Below are 16,243 nucleotides of genomic sequence, written 5' to 3'. Positions count from 1 at the left end.
CAGTTAGGAGGACAACATGCAGAATCTTACCCCTAAAGAAATCGTAGCCGAACTGGATAAGTACATTGTGGGGCAGCAGGAAGCCAAGAGAGCCGTGGCGGTAGCATTGCGCAACCGCTACCGGCGCAAGTTGCTGAGCCTTGAGTGGCAGGATGAGATCTATCCTAAAAATATCATCATGATTGGTCCCACCGGAGTGGGCAAGACGGAAATAGCCCGCCGTCTGGCCAAAATGGTCAAAGCCCCCTTCGTAAAAGTGGAGGCAACCAAATTCACTGAAGTGGGCTATGTGGGACGGGATGTGGACTCCATGGTCAGGGACCTGGTGGAGACCGCCATCCGCATGGTCAAAGCGGAGAAGATGGAGGAAGTAGCTGACCGCGCCCGGTTGCTGGCAGAGGAACGCATCGCCGAATATCTCCTGCCGCGCAAGCATAAGAACCTGGCAGCCATTAATCCCTTTGAAATGTTGTTGGGCGGGGCGCAGAAGCAACCTGCCCCGGAAGAAGAGCCGGAGCCCAAATCGGTTGAGGATCAGCGCGCCATATTGCGCCAGAAGATAAACCGTCTGGAGATGGAAGACCGCATCGTGGAGATCGAAGTGGAGGAGAAGACCCCATCTATGCTGGAGGTTTTTACCGGGAGCGGGGTTGAGGAGATGGGGGTCAACCTGCAGGACATGTTCGGCAATATGATGCCCAAAAAACGCAAGAAAAGAAAGATGACCATCGCGGAAGCCCGTCGCTTGCTGACCCATGAAGAGGCGGGACGATTGATCGATATGGACGAAGTGAACCGCCAGGCCGTTACCCGGGCTGAACAAGATGGCATCATTTTTCTGGATGAGATCGACAAGATTGCCGGTCGTGATGGGGGCTACGGGCCTGATGTGTCTCGCGGCGGGGTTCAGCGGGATATATTGCCGGTAGTGGAGGGTTCCACCATCATGACCAAATACGGGCCGGTCAAGACCGATCACATATTGTTTATTGCCGCCGGAGCCTTCCATGTCAGCAAACCTTCAGACCTTATCCCGGAACTGCAGGGCCGCTTCCCCATTCGGGTGGAGCTGCAGAATCTAGGTAAGGAAGATTTGAAACGCATATTGACTGAGCCGGACAATTCACTGCTGAAACAGTATACTGTGCTCTTGTCGGCGGAAGAGGTCAGTATTTCCTTCACCCCCGAAGCCATCGACTATCTCGCCGCTGTGGCCGCCGATGTCAATGAACGCACAGAGAATATCGGAGCTCGTCGCCTGCATACCATCATGGAAAGGGTTTTGGAAGACCTGTTGTTCCACGCTCCCTATATGCAGGGGCAGAGTCTGGCTATTGACCAGGGGTTTGTGAGCCAGCGCCTGGAGAAGATCGTGCAGGACGAGGATTTGAGCAGATTTATATTGTAGGAGGTCATGATCAATGGGCAGAACACTTTTAGAAAAATCGCGCTCCATCAACAAAACCCTGCAGAAGATCGGGGGCAATCCGGTTAATTTCTATGAGATCTGCGAGGTGCTGTCTGTCAACCTGGAGTGCAGCGTCTTTATCGTGGGGCGGCGCGGGCAGATCACGGGTTACGCCTTTCACCCCGATACTACCTGTGAGGATGTACAGAAGTTGATCTACCATGCGGAGCGCTTCCCGGAGAGCTTCAACCAGGAGTTCACCAACATTCAGGAGACCCAGACTAATGTGGTCCTGGAAAAGGGGCGCAAGTGCATCTTCAATTACAACCACGGGGACTGTGACTGCTCGAAGCGGATCTGGTCTATCACCCCGGTATTCGGAGGTGCCAAGCGCATCGGCACCTTGATTTTGGTCAGAACCGATTGCAATCCATTCATTGATGAGGATATCGTCCTGGCTGAATATGGAGCCATAGTAGTGGCCAACGAGATCATGCGCATGACCTCGGAACGAGTCGAAGATCAAGCCCGCAAGAAAGCCTCAGTGCAGATTGCCCTGGCTACCTTGTCTTATTCGGAGAAAGGCGCTATTGAGCATATCATCGCTGAACTAAACGGCACCGAAGGATTACTGGTGGCCAGCCGCATCGCTGATAAAGTGGGAATCACCCGCTCGGTTATTGTCAGTGCTTTGCGTAAATTTGAAAGCGCCGGGGTAATCGAATCGCGTTCCCTGGGTATGAAGGGCACTTATATCAAAGTATTGAATGACTATCTGTTTGAAGGGTTAAGAAAATAGTCCCTCCGAACCTGGGACCAGCTCTGGTAGTTTGAGGCTCTTTGGTGCATTCGGATAGTAAGTTGCAATCCCACAGAAGAGGGATCTGTTCACATAAATAAGATAATATCAGGGTTTTTGGTCAGGGACCGGTTCTAACCGGTCCCGTGTTATTTTCTGGACAGAATACCAACACTCAAAAGATAATGTAAAATTACGGATTTATGTGATGTTTTTGCTAATAAATGCAGGAATTTTGTTGGGTTGAGTAGAAGCATTGGTTTAGTTCTGATATTGCATCAAAGGGGTGATATATTGCTCAATGGAGTATTCAATTCAGGAACTCAGTCCCTCTTGAATAGAGCAATGGACATAACTTGGCGTGCGAAAGAAGTCACTGCCAACAATATTGCCAATGCCGACACCCCGGGCTTTAAACGCAGTGAGGTGTTGTTCGCCAAGAACCTGCAAGAGGCTAGGCTTTTAGGACCAGGGACCAAAAGGCTGACTAATACCGATCCCAGGCACGTTCAGGGACAAGCCGGCCGCAGCAGCGCGGGTGGCGGTATAGTGGTCGATCGCATTACCGCTTTATCGTACCGCAATGACGGCAACAACGTGGATATTGATAATGAAATGGCTCTCCTGACCAAGAACAATCTCCTCTACGAGGCTCTCAGCCAGAGCATGAGCAATGAGATCCGTCTATTGCGCCTCGCTATAACCGGAAGGGGGTAAGTCATGAGCTTTTTGGATGGAATAGATATCAGCGCCAGCGGCCTGACCGCACAGAGGCTGCGTCTGGACACCATCGCCAACAACCTGGCCAATGCTGAGACCACGCGAGTGGCTGGAGGCAGTGGCCCTTACCGCAGGCAGGTGGTGCTTTTTGAATCCCGGCCGGGCAGCACCCCAAGGAGCAGCTTTGCCAGTGTTTTGCAGCGGAGCATGTCAGCCAGCAGCGGGGGAGGGGTCAGGGTCAAGGGTATCCGCTCTCTGGATGAGCAGGCGGCCCCCTTTAAACGGGTGTATGAACCCGGACACCCCGATGCTGATGAGCAGGGCTACGTCACATATCCTAATGTCAACGTGGTTGAAGAGATGGTTAATATGATCTCTGCCACCCGGGCCTATGAGGCCAATGCCAAGGTGATCGAAGCTACTCGGGCTATGGCTCAGCGCGCCTTGAGCATAGGCAGGTAGAGGAGAGGTGAAGCATGGCGGTTGATCCTATCGGTTTGAACATTTTATCGAGTCCCGCTGTTTCCAGCGCTGCCAGCAAAACAGCTCTGCAAGCCACGGACAGCAGCTTTTGGAATAATTTGCAAGAGGCATTAGGCCAGGTTGACAAGATGCAGCAAGAGGCATCGCTGAGCGCCCAGCAACTGGCGTTGGGCAATGAAGATTTCCTGCACAACACCATGATTGCATATGAAAAGGCCAGCCTGGCCTTGCAGCTGACTATCGAGATACGCAACCGCCTGGTGGAGTCCTACCAGGAAATCATGCGCATGCAGATGTAGAACACAGGAGAGCAAAGATAGATGGAAACCTTCATAAGCACCGCCAAACAATTACTGGCTGGTATAAGAGGGTTGTGGCAAGAGATGAGCTTGAACCGCAAAGTCCTCACCGTAGGCTTGCTGACCTTAGCGTTATGTATTGTTGGGGTTGCCTGGGTCAGTTTTACCCGGCCGGATTATGAACCGCTCTACACCCAGCTCAGTGATAAGGATGCCGGCGCCATAGTGGCCAAACTGGAGGAAGCAGGCACCCCCTACCGTCTGGAGGACAATGGCGGCACCATACTGGTACCAACTCAAGTAAAGTACAATACCCGCTTGAAACTGGCCGAGCAGAATTTGCCCCAGGGAGAGTCGGGCTTTGAACTATTCCGTACCAGCACTAATTTTGGCGAGACCCAGACTGATAAAAGGGTTAAGTATCTGGAAGCCCTGCAGGGGGAATTGGCCCGCACCATTCAACGCCTGGACAAAGTCAAGGCTGCCAAGGTGAACCTGGCACTGCCTGAACAATCCCTGTTCTCCGATCAGGAAGAACCCGCCAAAGCCTCAGTAGTGATCAACACCGAACCCGGACACAGCCTCAGTCCGCAGGAGGTTCAAGCGGTTACCAATCTGGTGGCCAACAGCGTGGAGCGGCTCAAGGCAGAAAATGTGGTGATAGTGGACCAATACGGTACTCTGCTGTCCGACACCCTGCCCTCCTCTTCCTTGGCCGCATCCACACAACTGCAGATGCAAATGGCGCTGAAAAAGGAATATGAAAAAGAGAAACAGACCGCCATACAGAGCATGCTGGACAAGACCTTAGGGGTAGATAATTCCGTAGTAAGGGTCAATGCAGAGATAAATTTCAATGACCGCGAAGAACGCACCGAAATCTACAGCCATGATCCCGGGGGGCCTTTTGTACGCAGCGAAGAGGTCATCAAGGAATCCGGCAACTCCCCGCTGACGGCGGCGGCCCCAGGGACTGATACCAACGTGCCGCAATACACGGAGGTCGATACCAGCGCAGGCAGTTTCGATAAGTCCCAGACATCACGCAATTATGAGATCGACAAGACCGAGACGGTTACCCGCTATGCGCCCGGTGAGGTCAAATACGATTATCTCACCATATCGGTTCTAGTAAATAATGCGGCGACACAGAATCTGAAACTGGGGTCGACTGAGGCGGATAGGATAAACACCATCCGTAACATCGTGGCTACTGCCTCTGGATTGCGTGAAAACCGGGCCAACGAGAATGTCAGCCTGGAGGAAAATATTTCGGTGGCCTTTATAGATTTTCAGCCCTTGCCCGTGCCGGAGAGTGCAAATCCCAATCCAGTGGAGGCGCTCATGAAGAAAAGCTGGATGCCCTGGGCTCTAGCCGGGTTGGCCTTACTGGCCTGTCTGGCAGTATTTGTGAGCATGAGGGGTAAAAGCCCGCTGTCGGAGGTTGAAACCGGCCTTCCCATAAGCGGCTTTGAAGCTGTGGTGGATGATGAACTCAGTTTAGAAAAACTGATCGACAAAAACATGACTCCCTCTGAGCGTGAGAATCAGAAGATCAAAGAAGAGATCGATAAACTGGTGGAGAGCAACCCCGAAAACGCAGCCCAGGTGATCAAATCCTGGCTGTTAGAAGGTTAGAGGTGAAAACCATGGTAGCCAAAAAGACCCTCAGCGGAAGGCAGAAGGCTGCCAACTTCCTAATTTTTCTGGGACCAGAAAAATCGGCCCAGATATTCAAACATATGAGCGAGGATGAAATCGAGCAGTTGACTCTGGAGATCGCTAATATCAGTCACATCTCTTCAGAACGCATGGACGACATCTTTCGAGAGTTTTTTGAAATGTGCCTGGCCCGGCATTTCATCAGCCAGGGCGGTATCGCCTATGCCAAACAGATATTGGAAAAGGCTTACGGTGAAGAGAAGACTGTGCAGATTATCTCGCGTATCTCGGCCTCCTTACAGGTGCGACCCTTTGACTTTATGCGCAAGACCGAAGCAGCCCATCTCTTGAATTTTATACAGGGTGAACATCCCCAGACCATTGCCCTTATCCTGGCCTACCTGGAACCTGATAAGGCCTCCGCCATCCTCAGCTCTTTGACCCCGGAGCTTCAGTCCGAGGTAGCCAAGCGCATTGCCATCATGGATACCACCTCTCCGGAAGTGATCAAAGAGGTGGAGAACGTCTTAGAACGCAAACTTTCCTCCATTGGCCCGCAGGAATTGACCAGCGCCGGGGGGGTAAAATCGGTGGTACAGATCCTCAACCTGGTCGACCGGGGTACTGAAAAGACTATTATGGAAGCCCTGGAAGTGCAGGATCCGGAACTGGCCGAACAGATTAAGAAATTGATGTTCGTGTTCGAGGATATCGTGACCATAGATGACCGTTCCATACAGCGTTTCCTGCGCGATGTGGAATCGCAGGAACTAGCCCTGGCTTTGAAAGGCAGCAGCATTGAAGTGGCCAACAAGATATTTAGCAATATGTCTAACCGGGCTGCAGAGATGCTGAAAGAAGATATAGAATTCATGGGTCCGGTGCGGCTTAGAGATGTGGAAGAAGCTCAGCAGCGCATCGTCAATGTGATCCGGCGCCTGGAGGAGACCGGGGAGATAGTGGTGGCACGCGGCGGAGGAGATGAGATCATTGTCTAATATTATCAAAGGCAGTGCATTACAGCGCTCCAACCCCAAAGTGATAGAGCTGGCCGTTATAGGCCGCCTGGATGGCCCGCAGCCTATAAAAACCGGGCTGGAGATAGCTGCGGAAAAGGAGCGCGAACATTTATCCACCCTGCAAATGGAGAGCCAAAAGGTATTGCAGGAGACTGAGGCCATGATCGTCGATTTGCTGGAAAAGGCCCGCGAGGAAGCTCGGAGCATAATAGAAGCGGCCCGTGATGAGGCCGAATTGATTCATATACAAGCCTCACAGGCAGCCCAGCAGATAAAAGCCCAGGCTGAGGAAGACGGCTACCAGGAAGGGATAGAAAAGGCCCGCCGGGAGATGGCTGACCTGCAGGCTCTGGCCCAAGAGACCAGCCGGGCTTGCCTGGAAGAGGCCAGAATCCAGAAGCTCAAAACCATTAAGGACTGTGAAACCGACATCCTGCGGCTGACCCTGGCCATTGCCAACAAGGTAGTGGCTGCGGAGGTCAAGACTAATCCTGAAGTTATCCTGAGTGTGATCCGCGAAGCCATCGCTTTGCTGGACAATCCTGATAATATCACTGTTCGTGTCAATCCTGCAGAATTGGAACGAGTCTTAGACTGTGCCCCTGCGGTGTTTCATTGCGGCCCGGAAGGGGAGTTAATCAATCTCCGGGTTATACCCGATAACCGTATTAAGGAGGGCGGTTGCACCGTGGAAGGTGACGCCGGCATGGTCGATGCCAGGATCGAGACCCGGCTTACCAACATGGCACAGCTCATTCAGGACGGGTCTGGAGATGATTGACAAGGCCGTTTTTGACCGCCATTTGCATACTATACGGAACGCCCAGTTGTGTCAGCTTAAGGGCAGGATTTCGCAGGCCATCGGCCTTACCCTGGAAGCTGTGGGCCCGCAACTGAGCCTGGGAGAATTGTGTTATGTAGCGAGCAACAATCCCCACCAGCCGCTGACAGCCGCGGAAGTGGTGGGCTTCAAAAACGATCGCAGCCTGTTAATGCCGCTGGGCGAACTGGAAGGCATCGGCCCCGGCAGTGAGCTGATTGCCAGCGGCAAAACCCTGCGCGTCAATGTAGGTATGGACCTCAAGGGGCGGGTGTTGGATGGACTGGGAGAGCCTATCGATGGCCTGGGGAGAATTAAGGCGGAAGCTACTTACCCGGTCATGAACCAGCCCCCCAATCCACTCAGTCGCACCCGCATCAAGGAAGTCTTGCCGGTAGGGATCAGGGCCATCGATGGCTTGAATACCTTGGGACGCGGCCAGCGCATCGGGATATTCGCTGGCAGCGGGGTGGGCAAGAGCACCCTGATAGGCATGGCGGCCAGGAATACTGAAGCCGATATAAATGTCATCGCCTTAATCGGGGAGCGCGGCCGCGAGGTGCGCGAGTTTCTGGAGAAGGATCTAGGCCCAGACGGTCTGGCCCGTTCCGTAGTGGTGGTGGCAACCTCCGATCAACCCGCCCTGGTCAGGCTCAAAGGGGCTTTCGTAGCCACCAGTATTGCCGAATACTACCGCGATCAGGGTTTTGATGTGCTTTTGTTGATGGATTCTCTGACCAGATTTGCCCTGGCGCAGCGCGAGGTGGGCCTGGCCATCGGTGAGCCCCCCGCCACCCGGGGTTTTACCCCCTCAGTATTCGCCTTGCTGCCTAAACTTCTGGAGCGCGCCGGTACTGCAGCCCGGGGCAGCATCACCGGACTGTATTCGGTGCTGGTGGAGGGCGATGACATCAATGAGCCTATCACCGATGCGGTCCGGGGGATAGTGGACGGACATGTGGTGTTGAGCAGGAGCATTGCCGCGCAGAACATATATCCAGCTATTGATATACTGCAGAGCATCAGCCGGGTGATGATAGATTTAGTCGACGCCGACCACATGCAGGCGGCCAATTATTTCCGCAGCATTCTGGCTACTTACGAGGAGGCCAGGGATCTGATCGATATCGGGGCCTATAAAGAGGGTGCCAATCCACGCATTGATGAGGCTATCGCTGTAATCGGGCAGTGTCAGGCTTTTCTGCGCCAGGATATACATGAAGAGGCGCAACTGGCTGACACCATTGAAGCCTTGAAAAATATTGCTTACAGGCAGGTGTGATATGAAAGCTTTCGACTTCAGGCTGCAGACCAAACTCGATATCTCCGTACGGCAGGAGGACATAGCCAGGGAAAACCTGCAGGCCAGCTTGCAGGTTCGTACTGAGATCGCCCGCCGTCTCGACCAACTGGCCGATCGGGTGCAGGAGATCGAGAGCAGTATCCGCGAGCAGAATCAGGACACGGCAGCATTCTCTATCCTAGTGACCCGGCGCCAGTACCTGCCCCTTTTGCAGCAACGCAAAACCGAGGTGAAAGAGCATTTACAAGAGGCGGACACCGTGGTGGATTCAGCCCGCAGCCTGTTGTTGGAGCGGGCCCGGGAAACCAATACTCTGGAAAAACTTAAACAGCGCCAATGGCAGGAGTATCTGAAAGAGGCCATGCATGAAGAGCAGAAGCTAATTGATGAGTTGGCCACCTCAGGCCATTTCCGTAAAAATCTCCATCAGGTGTAAAGCAGGAGCTTCTTCATGACGAAAAGTGTAAAGACAGTAAAAATATTCGCGCTAGGTCTGCTGACAATGGTGATTATGGCCGGAGCGGGGCTTTTTTTGGTCAGATTGGGAGTCATCGCTGTACCTCCAGCCCTTTCAGGCCTTCCCCTGGTGGGACATTCAACCGCCCCTGCCAGCGGAGACGAACTGTTGTTGTTGCAGCAGCAATTGGCCGATAAGGCAGATAAGATCAGTGAATTGGAGACCAGCCTGTCGGCTGCCGATACCGCCCTAAGGCAGAGCCAGGACAGCGAAGCCTACTTAAAAGCTGAGCTGGCCCGGCTTAATGAAGAGGTTTTAAACCTGCAATCGGAAGTAGCGGGCAAACAGGCCACTTATAAGGATATGGGCTCTTATTTCGCCAGTATGAAGCCCAAAGACGCGGCCGACATCCTGTCCCGCCTCAAAGATGATGATATCATAGGTATTCTGTCGGCCATGCCAAAAGAGACTGCGGCTGAAATACTGCCTTTTATGGATCGTGACCAGGCGGCAGCCATAACCTCCAAAATGCTGGTCACACAGCCTTAGAATTCCGGTTTAGGCCTAAGGTGTCTTTCGCTTCAAGGCACCTTATTGACCCTAAGATTTTATAACAAAGGAGGTGAATGTATTTGCAAAGTAGTGTACTCCAGGTATCCTCGTCCATACCCGATCATTGCCCGGCGTTGGCCAGGGATAAGAAATCTTCCCCTGGCTCACCGCACCAGGCACAAAACAGATTCAAGCAGCATTTGAAAACTGCTGCCCATCAGCCTAAAAAGCAGCTCGAAGGTAAGAAGGCCCAGGTCACTGTAGATCAAAGCGGACCGAATGTTGTGGAGCCGGCTCTGGAACAGGCCAAGACTAAGGAGACATCTATTGCACCGGTTGAGGCGGTGGCAGAAGCGCTCCCGGCGCAGTTGCCGAGTGAAAGCGGTACAGGAATGGAACAGGCCTTACCACCGATCTTGGAAACTCATGCAGAGATGCAGGAACTGCTCCCCGGAGCTGTGCCAGACGGATCAACAAAGGCTGCCGTACAGCCTCAGCAGGCTTCGGCCAGCTCTGTAATATTTGCTCTGGCATCTGTCGAGCCAGCCGTCGAGTTCTCAGGTGCAGAACCGCACAAGACCTTCCCTGGCGCAGAGCAAGATGTGCAAAATGCTGAGGAAAGCGAGGCGAAAACGGACAGGATCAGGTTGATGAGCCGGGAACATCGGAGCCATGCATTCTTGAAGCTGAAGGCCGGGCCACATAACGGTCAACAGCAGCCCGCAGCTCAGCATGCCTCCGGGCAGGCCAGGAAACTGATGGAGTTTGAGAACCACCGTCTGGCAGCCTTGAAGCTTCCTGAGACGGTCCAGACGGATCAGGAGAACACCGCCAGGCCTGAAACTCAGACCGGTCCCGACCCGATCGTAAGCGTCCGGGAAAACCAGCCAGGGATCCGTATTATGGCACGGTCTACCCCAACCCCGGCAGCTTCAGCTCAGAATGCGGTGCAGGTGGAAGATCTGTTTGAGCAGATCGTCGATCGGGCCAGGCTGATGGTGAAAATGAACGGGGCGGAGATGACTATCGATCTTGTGCCGGACTCTTTAGGAAAATTATCGATCAAGGTGTTGTTCGAAGACGGCCTGGTCACAGCCCGCTTCGTGACTGACAACCATCAGGTCAAGCAGGTGCTCGAATCGAGTCTGAGCAGCTTGCGCCACAACCTGGAAAACCAGGGCCTAAAGGTGGACCGCACTGAGGTTGAGGTGCAGGTTGGCAATCAAGCCGATTTTGGCGCAGCTGGCAACTGGAATCGAGGCAATTGGGGCGGCCGGGATGGTTTGGAACACCTCCCCTTTGACCTTGATGATGAAGCCTCTGCAGCTGACATGGAAGCAGCCCCGGAGTCAAGCCTGACAGCGGACCAATATCACCGATACCATGCCGAAGGCCAGATGAATTGGCTGATTTAGGAGGTGAAGAGATGACAGTAGATGCAACTGCGGCTACCCAGTATACGGGCCAGGCAACCAAGACCGTAAATAATTCGGCTAAACCTATCATGGGAAAAGATGATTTCCTCAAGCTGCTGGTGACTCAACTCCGCTACCAAAACCCCCTGGAGCCTATGGAGGACAAGGAGTTCATCGCCCAGATGGCCACCTTCAGCTCACTGGAACAGATGCAAAACCTCAACACCACTGTGAATGGGCTGGTAGACACCATCAGCAATCAGTGGCTCCCTGGCATGATGCTGCAGCAGGCCGGACAGATGGTAGGGCGAGAGGTCGCCTATTACTCCCTGAATGAGGATGGCGAACTACAGACTTTGGTTGGAATTGTCGATTCGGTGGAAGTCGGACAGGGTGCTCCCTTGCTGGTGATTCAAGGGCAGAGAATACCCATGGAAAACATCACCCAATTGGGCAGGTCGGTCGGTATGGAAACTGCCTTTTACGCTAAGGCCCTGGACAAACTCGACCAACTGGCCACACTTTTGGGGGCTGATACGGAGGATTCCGATGATTGAAGGACCAATATTTCCCACTCAACCGATTCAGCCTCTGGGTAGGGTAAACAGGCAACCCGGTGTAAGTCACAACAGGACGGCAGGGTTCGATCAAGTTCTGGAGAAGGAGATTAGCCGCGGGCTGAAGTTCTCCAAACATGCTCAAGAACGCTTGCAATCGCGCAACATCAAGCTGAGCCCGCAAGATGTGGAGCGGATTCAAGAGGCAGTCACCCAGGCCAGAAGTAAGGGTTCCCGGGATTCGCTGATTATCATGGACCGCCTGGCACTGGTAGTCAGCATCAAGAACAACACCGTGATCACCGCGGTAGATGATTCCAATATTAAGCAGAACGTTTTTACCAACATCGATAGTGCAGTTATCATTTAGGGCTGGACCTCTTGGGGAAGCCCTGGATGCGGAGTGATGGAAGCATCCTAACAATTCTTTGTTAAAGGAGGTCATGAAACATGATGCGATCTATGTATTCAGCCGTGTCTGGTTTGAGAAACCATCAGACCCGGATGGATGTTATCGGCAATAACATTGCCAACGTAAATACCGTGGGTTACAAGAAAAGCCGGGTGGTTTTCAAAGACGCCCTCTACCAGACCATGCGCGGGGCATCGCTGGCTACAGATGCCAGAGGCGGCACCAACCCTATGAGCATCGGCCTGGGTATGGCCATCAGCAGCATTGATCAGATCCATACGCCGTCTCCGGCCACCTCTACCAATAAATCCACCGATATGGCCATCGACGGCAGCGGATATTTTATGCTCAACAACGGCGGACAGATCTGCTACAGCCGGGCAGGCAATTTCGATTTTGACACCCTGGGCAACCTGGTCAGCACTTCCAACGGTTACCGGGTGCAGGGCTGGGTGGCCGACTTAAACGGCAATATCGACACCATCAAGCCTGCTCAGGATATCAATATCTCAGCTTTTCAGACCATAGCTCCCAAGGCCACTGAAAATGCTGCCTTTGCCGGCAATTTGGATTCCACTCTGTTGATCCCGCAGATCAATGGTGCGGCTATCGACCCCACCGATGGGACGCAACACCCTTTTGGGGATGACCTTGTCATTACTTCCAAGACAGTATACGACTCCCTGGGCAATGAGATGACCCTGTATTTCCGCTTTTTCAAGCATGAAGTGGAAAACGGTCCGCCGCCAGTCACGGATTGGGCCTGTGATATCTCCTTAGATCCGGGTTTCGAGAATATGGCAGGTTATGATCAGGGAACCGACTTTGAGGCCATCGACCTTTCAGCCGGTGATGTCCCTGCCGGAGGCACCCGTATGCTCCGGGCTTACAACCTGCAGTTCAATGAGGATGGAGCCATAGTCATGCCGGAAAACGCAGTCTTGCAGTTGAGTGTAGACCGCTCCTCACAGGGGGCTGAGGATCTGGTGTTAGACATCGATTTCAGCGCCCTGACCCAGTACAATACACAGTCCAGCGCCTGGGTGGCAAATCAGAACGGCTACGCCATGGGCAGTCTGCTAAGCTATAGTGTGGGAATCGACGGCACTATACAGGGGGTCTATGACAATGGCACCATAATGAGTCTGGCCCGGGTAGCCCTGGCCAACTTTCAAAATCCCTCGGGCCTGCAGCAGATGGGGGGCAACCTCTTTCAACAGTCCAGCAATTCTGGTGACCCGGTCATCGGGGGACCGGGCAGCAAAGGCATGGGCGCCATACTGCCCAGCAGTCTGGAGATGTCTAATGTCGATCTGTCCGAGGAATTCACCGATATGATCGTTACCCAAAGGGGATTTCAGGCCAATTCCCGGGTCATAACCACCTCGGACGAGATGCTGCAGGAACTGGTAAATCTGAAGCGATAAGCCGCCGAGACTGTTCAGGGGGCTTGTCCCCCGGAACAGCCCGGCTATGAGGTGAAGCATGATATATCTGACCCGTCTAAATGGTGAAGTGCTGGCGGTAAATGTAGAGCTGATCGAGTTGATGGAAGCCACCCCGGATACGGTGGTAACCTTAACCACCGGGCGCAAACTGGTGGTTAAGGAGAGTGTCGCCCAGATTGCGGCCAGGATCATCAAATTGAAACGCGCTATATTCACCACATTAAAAAAGTAAAGGTTTTAAGGAGGAAGTTTGATGGCGGACGAAAGCGGCCTGGACGACAAGGCCAAGACTGGGTTTGACCTGAAAATCATAGTTGTCGGATTGGTGTTCTTTCTGGTGGCCATGGGTGCTTCCTATCTGATTATGAACCGCGTTTTAGCTCCGATCTTACCGGCCAAAGAAACCAGCAGCGAGGTTAAGCTGGGAGCTCTGTTATCGGTAGGGGAGTTCACCACCAACATCAACGATGTCAACGGGACCCGCTTTCTAAAGGTGGAAGTGACTGTTGAGACCGAAGAGAAGAAAAAAGAGGCTGTCAATAAAAACATGGCTGTAATTAAAGACACCATATTGAACACTTTGGCTGCCAAGACGGTGGCTGATTTGGACAACCGCAACCGTGACAACCTCAAGGCGGAGATAACCGATCAGATTAATGCCACACTGGGGGCCGAGGTAATTAAGAATGTGTATTTTACCAAATTCATCATGCAATAGCCGATCAGACCTGAGGGAGGATCTTCAGTGAGCGAGGTACTGTCACAAAATGAAATCGATGCCCTCTTATCAGCCTTGAGCACCGGCTCGGTAGATGCGGACGAACTCAAGCAAGAGCAGCATCGCAAGCGTATTCGGGTCTACGATTTTCGAAGACCCAGCAAATTCTCCAAAGACCAGATTAACACCCTGCAGGTCATATATGATAACTATGCGCGTTCGCTGTCCACTTATCTGTCCGCTCAACTGCGCACTCCGGTACAGATAGAAATGTTGTCGGTGGAGCAATTGAGCTATGAGGAATTTATCCGCTCTATTCCCAATCCGACTATCCTGAACATATTTTCCCTGTATCCGCTGGAAGGCAACGCCATTATGGAGATAAACCCCGATTTGGGCTTTGCCCTTTTGGATCGTCTCCTGGGTGGGCCCGGGAGCACCCTGTCCAAGGTCAGGGCATTAACGGAAATTGAGCAAAGCGTTATTGAACGCATCGTGCAGCGCATGCTGGACTACTTCGAGGAACCCTGGGGGGGCATTATCGAACTTGATCCGTCCCTGGAAAGAATGGAGACCAATCCGCAGTTTACCCAATTGGTATCACCATCGGAGATCATGATGATTGTCTCTTTGGAGGCTAAAATGGTCAATGTGGTAGGCATGATAAACATCTGCATACCGTTCCTGGTCTTAGAACCTATCATGGACCGACTGAGTGTCAGCTATTACTACTCTACCACCACCAAATCCGGCACCCCGGCGCATCAAGCGGCTATACAGCAGAAGCTGGAGAAAACCTTGATACCGATCAAAGTGATATTGGGCAGGACCAGCATCACTGTAAGGGACCTGTTGGAACTGGGGGTGGGGGATGTAATCTCTTTAGAACGGAATATCAAAGAACCGTTAGAAGTTGTGATTGGCCAGAAGACGAAGTTTCTGGCCAAGCCCGGCATTTTTGAAAATCGCAATGCAGTGCAAGTTTCCCAGATTATTAAGGAGGGAAATGACGATGAATGACGGCATTTTGTCCCAACAGGAAATAGACGCGCTTTTGGCGGGCGGACCTAAAAAAACCGAGACCACCATAGCTGCCCTGTTATCTGATTATGAACGTGATGTTCTGGGAGAAATCGGCAATATCTCCATGGGCACCGCGGCGACTATACTTTCCACTTTGTTGCAGCGGAAGGTTTCGATCACCACCCCGGCAGTCAAGATAAGCACCCCGGAAATGGTGCAGACCGATTTTGCCAAACCTTATCTGATCGTGGAAGTGCATTACCGGGAAGGCCTATACGGTTCCAACGTGTTTGTGGTCAAGACCGAGGATGCCTGTCTAATTGCTGACCTGATGATGGGCTTAGAGCCGGGCAGGCCGCGCCCTAATCTTACTGAAATCGAACTGAGTGCGGTGGGAGAAGCCATGAACCAGATGATGGGCTCTGCTACCACCAGTCTGTCGACCATGTTCAACACCCGTATCGATATATCTCCGCCACATTTGACAGTGGTCGATCTGGGTCAAGAGCCCCTGGGTTTCAATACCAGGTTCCAAGAACTGGTCACTGTAAGGTTTCAGATGTCCATCGAGAACTTGTTGGAAAGCGAGCTCATACAGATCATTCCGATCGAGTCGGTCAAGCACATGATGGACCTGCTTACCGGGAACAGCCCCCCGGCGGAGTTCCTGGAAGAGGCAGCAGGCCCGACAGTTAAAAACAATTCCTATGAACCGCCCCAGCCCATGGCTTATGACCAGGCAGTGGTACAGCAGCCCGCCGTCTCTCCACAGGTGGGGTTCGCGGCCTCCGCCCCGCAGGTAAAGCCAGCCCCGCCAGAGCTTACCGTGCAGCCGGTACAATTTGCTTCCCTGCATGAACTGTCTCTCGGTTCTATGCCGCAAAATATCGGACTCATATTAGATGTCCCCCTGGACGTAGCGGTAGAGCTGGGCAAGACCCGCAAGAGCATCAAAGATGTACTGGAACTCCAGCAGGGCTCCATAATACAACTCGATAAGATGGCGGGTGAGCCGGTGGACCTGATCGTCAATGGGAAACTCATCGCCAGGGGTGAGGTTGTGGTCATCGATGAGAACTATGGTATAAGGATCACCGCAATCATTAGTCCTATGGACAGAGTGAATAAACTACAGTAGAGGCGAGGAG

At 52.8% G+C, this 16,243-nt stretch carries 19 protein-coding genes; all 19 read left to right on the top strand.

Translation table 11 applies throughout. The annotated features are described in order from the left end of the window. Positions 1-16: 16 nt before the first annotated feature. The 19 genes from hslU to fliY all read left to right on the top strand — a co-directional run bounded on the left by hslU (position 17) and on the right by fliY (position 16,233). The gene (gene hslU / locus AC15IQ_RS06840) at positions 17-1,408 is read left to right on the top strand and encodes an ATP-dependent protease ATPase subunit HslU (protein WP_483178108.1); all 1,392 of its coding nucleotides are present in this window, start codon (positions 17-19) and stop codon (positions 1,406-1,408) included. Between the two features lie 13 nt (positions 1,409-1,421). Next, positions 1,422-2,207 carry a GTP-sensing pleiotropic transcriptional regulator CodY gene (codY, locus tag AC15IQ_RS06835; protein WP_483178106.1) on the top strand — a complete coding sequence of 262 codons (786 nt, stop codon included), beginning with the start codon at positions 1,422-1,424 and terminating at the stop codon, positions 2,205-2,207. 294 nt (positions 2,208-2,501) lie between these two features. After that, positions 2,502-2,924 carry a flagellar basal body rod protein FlgB gene (gene flgB, locus AC15IQ_RS06830; RefSeq protein ID WP_483178104.1) on the top strand — a complete coding sequence of 141 codons (423 nt, stop codon included), beginning with the start codon at positions 2,502-2,504 and terminating at the stop codon, positions 2,922-2,924. A gap of 3 nt (positions 2,925-2,927) precedes the next feature. Further along, entirely contained in the window at positions 2,928-3,389 is a 462-nt protein-coding gene (flgC, locus tag AC15IQ_RS06825; protein ID WP_483178103.1) for a flagellar basal body rod protein FlgC, read from the top strand. A gap of 14 nt (positions 3,390-3,403) precedes the next feature. Beyond that, the gene (gene fliE, locus AC15IQ_RS06820) at positions 3,404-3,709 is read left to right on the top strand and encodes a flagellar hook-basal body complex protein FliE (protein ID WP_483178101.1); all 306 of its coding nucleotides are present in this window, start codon (positions 3,404-3,406) and stop codon (positions 3,707-3,709) included. A 21-nt stretch (positions 3,710-3,730) separates the two neighbouring features. After that, positions 3,731-5,347, top strand: a complete 1,617-nt coding sequence (gene fliF, locus AC15IQ_RS06815) for a flagellar basal-body MS-ring/collar protein FliF (protein WP_483178100.1) — start codon at positions 3,731-3,733, stop codon at positions 5,345-5,347. Between the two features lie 11 nt (positions 5,348-5,358). Next, on the top strand, positions 5,359-6,369 hold the full coding sequence (fliG, locus tag AC15IQ_RS06810) for a flagellar motor switch protein FliG (RefSeq protein ID WP_483178615.1): 1,011 nt from the start codon (positions 5,359-5,361) through the stop codon (positions 6,367-6,369). Beyond that, complete coding sequence (locus AC15IQ_RS06805; protein ID WP_483178098.1) at positions 6,362-7,171, top strand: FliH/SctL family protein; 810 nt, start codon at positions 6,362-6,364, stop codon at positions 7,169-7,171. Before fliG ends, AC15IQ_RS06805 begins: the two co-directional genes overlap by 8 nt. Further along, on the top strand, positions 7,164-8,492 hold the full coding sequence (gene fliI, locus AC15IQ_RS06800; RefSeq protein WP_483178096.1) for a flagellar protein export ATPase FliI: 1,329 nt from the start codon (positions 7,164-7,166) through the stop codon (positions 8,490-8,492). Before AC15IQ_RS06805 ends, fliI begins: the two co-directional genes overlap by 8 nt. A 1-nt stretch (position 8,493) precedes the next feature. Then, entirely contained in the window at positions 8,494-8,949 is a 456-nt protein-coding gene (gene fliJ / locus AC15IQ_RS06795; RefSeq protein ID WP_483178095.1) for a flagellar export protein FliJ, read from the top strand. Between the two features lie 15 nt (positions 8,950-8,964). Then, positions 8,965-9,519 (top strand): MotE family protein, encoded by a 555-nt coding sequence (locus AC15IQ_RS06790; RefSeq protein WP_483178093.1) that lies wholly within the window; start codon positions 8,965-8,967, stop codon positions 9,517-9,519. Between the two features lie 83 nt (positions 9,520-9,602). After that, the gene (locus tag AC15IQ_RS06785) at positions 9,603-10,937 is read left to right on the top strand and encodes a flagellar hook-length control protein FliK (RefSeq protein ID WP_483178092.1); all 1,335 of its coding nucleotides are present in this window, start codon (positions 9,603-9,605) and stop codon (positions 10,935-10,937) included. A gap of 11 nt (positions 10,938-10,948) precedes the next feature. After that, positions 10,949-11,494: a flagellar hook capping FlgD N-terminal domain-containing protein gene (locus AC15IQ_RS06780; RefSeq protein ID WP_483178090.1), complete on the top strand. Its 546-nt coding sequence runs from the start codon at positions 10,949-10,951 to the stop codon at positions 11,492-11,494. Then, the gene (locus AC15IQ_RS06775) at positions 11,487-11,864 is read left to right on the top strand and encodes a TIGR02530 family flagellar biosynthesis protein (protein WP_483178088.1); all 378 of its coding nucleotides are present in this window, start codon (positions 11,487-11,489) and stop codon (positions 11,862-11,864) included. The genes AC15IQ_RS06780 and AC15IQ_RS06775 overlap by 8 nt, the downstream gene beginning before the upstream one ends. A gap of 80 nt (positions 11,865-11,944) precedes the next feature. Continuing rightward, a complete protein-coding gene (locus AC15IQ_RS06770) occupies positions 11,945-13,333 on the top strand; it encodes a flagellar hook protein FlgE (RefSeq protein ID WP_483178086.1) in 1,389 nt (462 codons plus the stop codon). 58 nt (positions 13,334-13,391) lie between these two features. Then, positions 13,392-13,586, top strand: coding sequence for a flagellar FlbD family protein (locus tag AC15IQ_RS06765; RefSeq protein WP_483178085.1), 195 nt, complete (start codon positions 13,392-13,394; stop codon positions 13,584-13,586). Positions 13,587-13,607: 21 nt separating this feature from the next. Continuing rightward, entirely contained in the window at positions 13,608-14,072 is a 465-nt protein-coding gene (locus AC15IQ_RS06760; protein ID WP_483178083.1) for a flagellar basal body-associated FliL family protein, read from the top strand. A 27-nt stretch (positions 14,073-14,099) separates the two neighbouring features. Then, complete coding sequence (fliM, locus tag AC15IQ_RS06755) at positions 14,100-15,092, top strand: flagellar motor switch protein FliM (RefSeq protein ID WP_483178082.1); 993 nt, start codon at positions 14,100-14,102, stop codon at positions 15,090-15,092. Beyond that, positions 15,085-16,233 carry a flagellar motor switch phosphatase FliY gene (gene fliY, locus AC15IQ_RS06750; protein WP_483178080.1) on the top strand — a complete coding sequence of 383 codons (1,149 nt, stop codon included), beginning with the start codon at positions 15,085-15,087 and terminating at the stop codon, positions 16,231-16,233. Before fliM ends, fliY begins: the two co-directional genes overlap by 8 nt. Positions 16,234-16,243 lie beyond the last annotated feature (10 nt).

Source organism: Syntrophomonas sp. DTU019 (assembly GCA_913757435.1).
In the GTDB taxonomy this organism is placed as follows: domain Bacteria; phylum Bacillota; class Syntrophomonadia; order Syntrophomonadales; family Syntrophomonadaceae; genus DTU019.
This window is presented reverse-complemented; position numbering and strand designations above follow the sequence as displayed.

Bases quoted from the DNA above. Each gene is read 5' to 3' on its own strand.
- codY (WP_483178106.1), top strand. From the start codon at position 1,422: ATGGGCAGAACACTTTTAGAAAAATCGCGCTCCATCAACAAAACCCTG.
- fliF (WP_483178100.1), top strand. From the start codon at position 3,731: ATGGAAACCTTCATAAGCACCGCCAAACAATTACTGGCTGGTATAAGA.
- AC15IQ_RS06790 (WP_483178093.1), top strand. From the start codon at position 8,965: ATGACGAAAAGTGTAAAGACAGTAAAAATATTCGCGCTAGGTCTGCTG.
- flgC (WP_483178103.1), top strand. From the start codon at position 2,928: ATGAGCTTTTTGGATGGAATAGATATCAGCGCCAGCGGCCTGACCGCA.
- fliG (WP_483178615.1), top strand. From the start codon at position 5,359: ATGGTAGCCAAAAAGACCCTCAGCGGAAGGCAGAAGGCTGCCAACTTC.
- AC15IQ_RS06765 (WP_483178085.1), top strand. From the start codon at position 13,392: ATGATATATCTGACCCGTCTAAATGGTGAAGTGCTGGCGGTAAATGTA.
- AC15IQ_RS06780 (WP_483178090.1), top strand. From the start codon at position 10,949: ATGACAGTAGATGCAACTGCGGCTACCCAGTATACGGGCCAGGCAACC.
- fliE (WP_483178101.1), top strand. From the start codon at position 3,404: ATGGCGGTTGATCCTATCGGTTTGAACATTTTATCGAGTCCCGCTGTT.
- fliI (WP_483178096.1), top strand. From the start codon at position 7,164: ATGATTGACAAGGCCGTTTTTGACCGCCATTTGCATACTATACGGAAC.
- fliJ (WP_483178095.1), top strand. From the start codon at position 8,494: ATGAAAGCTTTCGACTTCAGGCTGCAGACCAAACTCGATATCTCCGTA.
- AC15IQ_RS06770 (WP_483178086.1), top strand. From the start codon at position 11,945: ATGATGCGATCTATGTATTCAGCCGTGTCTGGTTTGAGAAACCATCAG.
- AC15IQ_RS06775 (WP_483178088.1), top strand. From the start codon at position 11,487: ATGATTGAAGGACCAATATTTCCCACTCAACCGATTCAGCCTCTGGGT.
- hslU (WP_483178108.1), top strand. From the start codon at position 17: ATGCAGAATCTTACCCCTAAAGAAATCGTAGCCGAACTGGATAAGTAC.
- AC15IQ_RS06760 (WP_483178083.1), top strand. From the start codon at position 13,608: ATGGCGGACGAAAGCGGCCTGGACGACAAGGCCAAGACTGGGTTTGAC.
- fliY (WP_483178080.1), top strand. From the start codon at position 15,085: ATGAATGACGGCATTTTGTCCCAACAGGAAATAGACGCGCTTTTGGCG.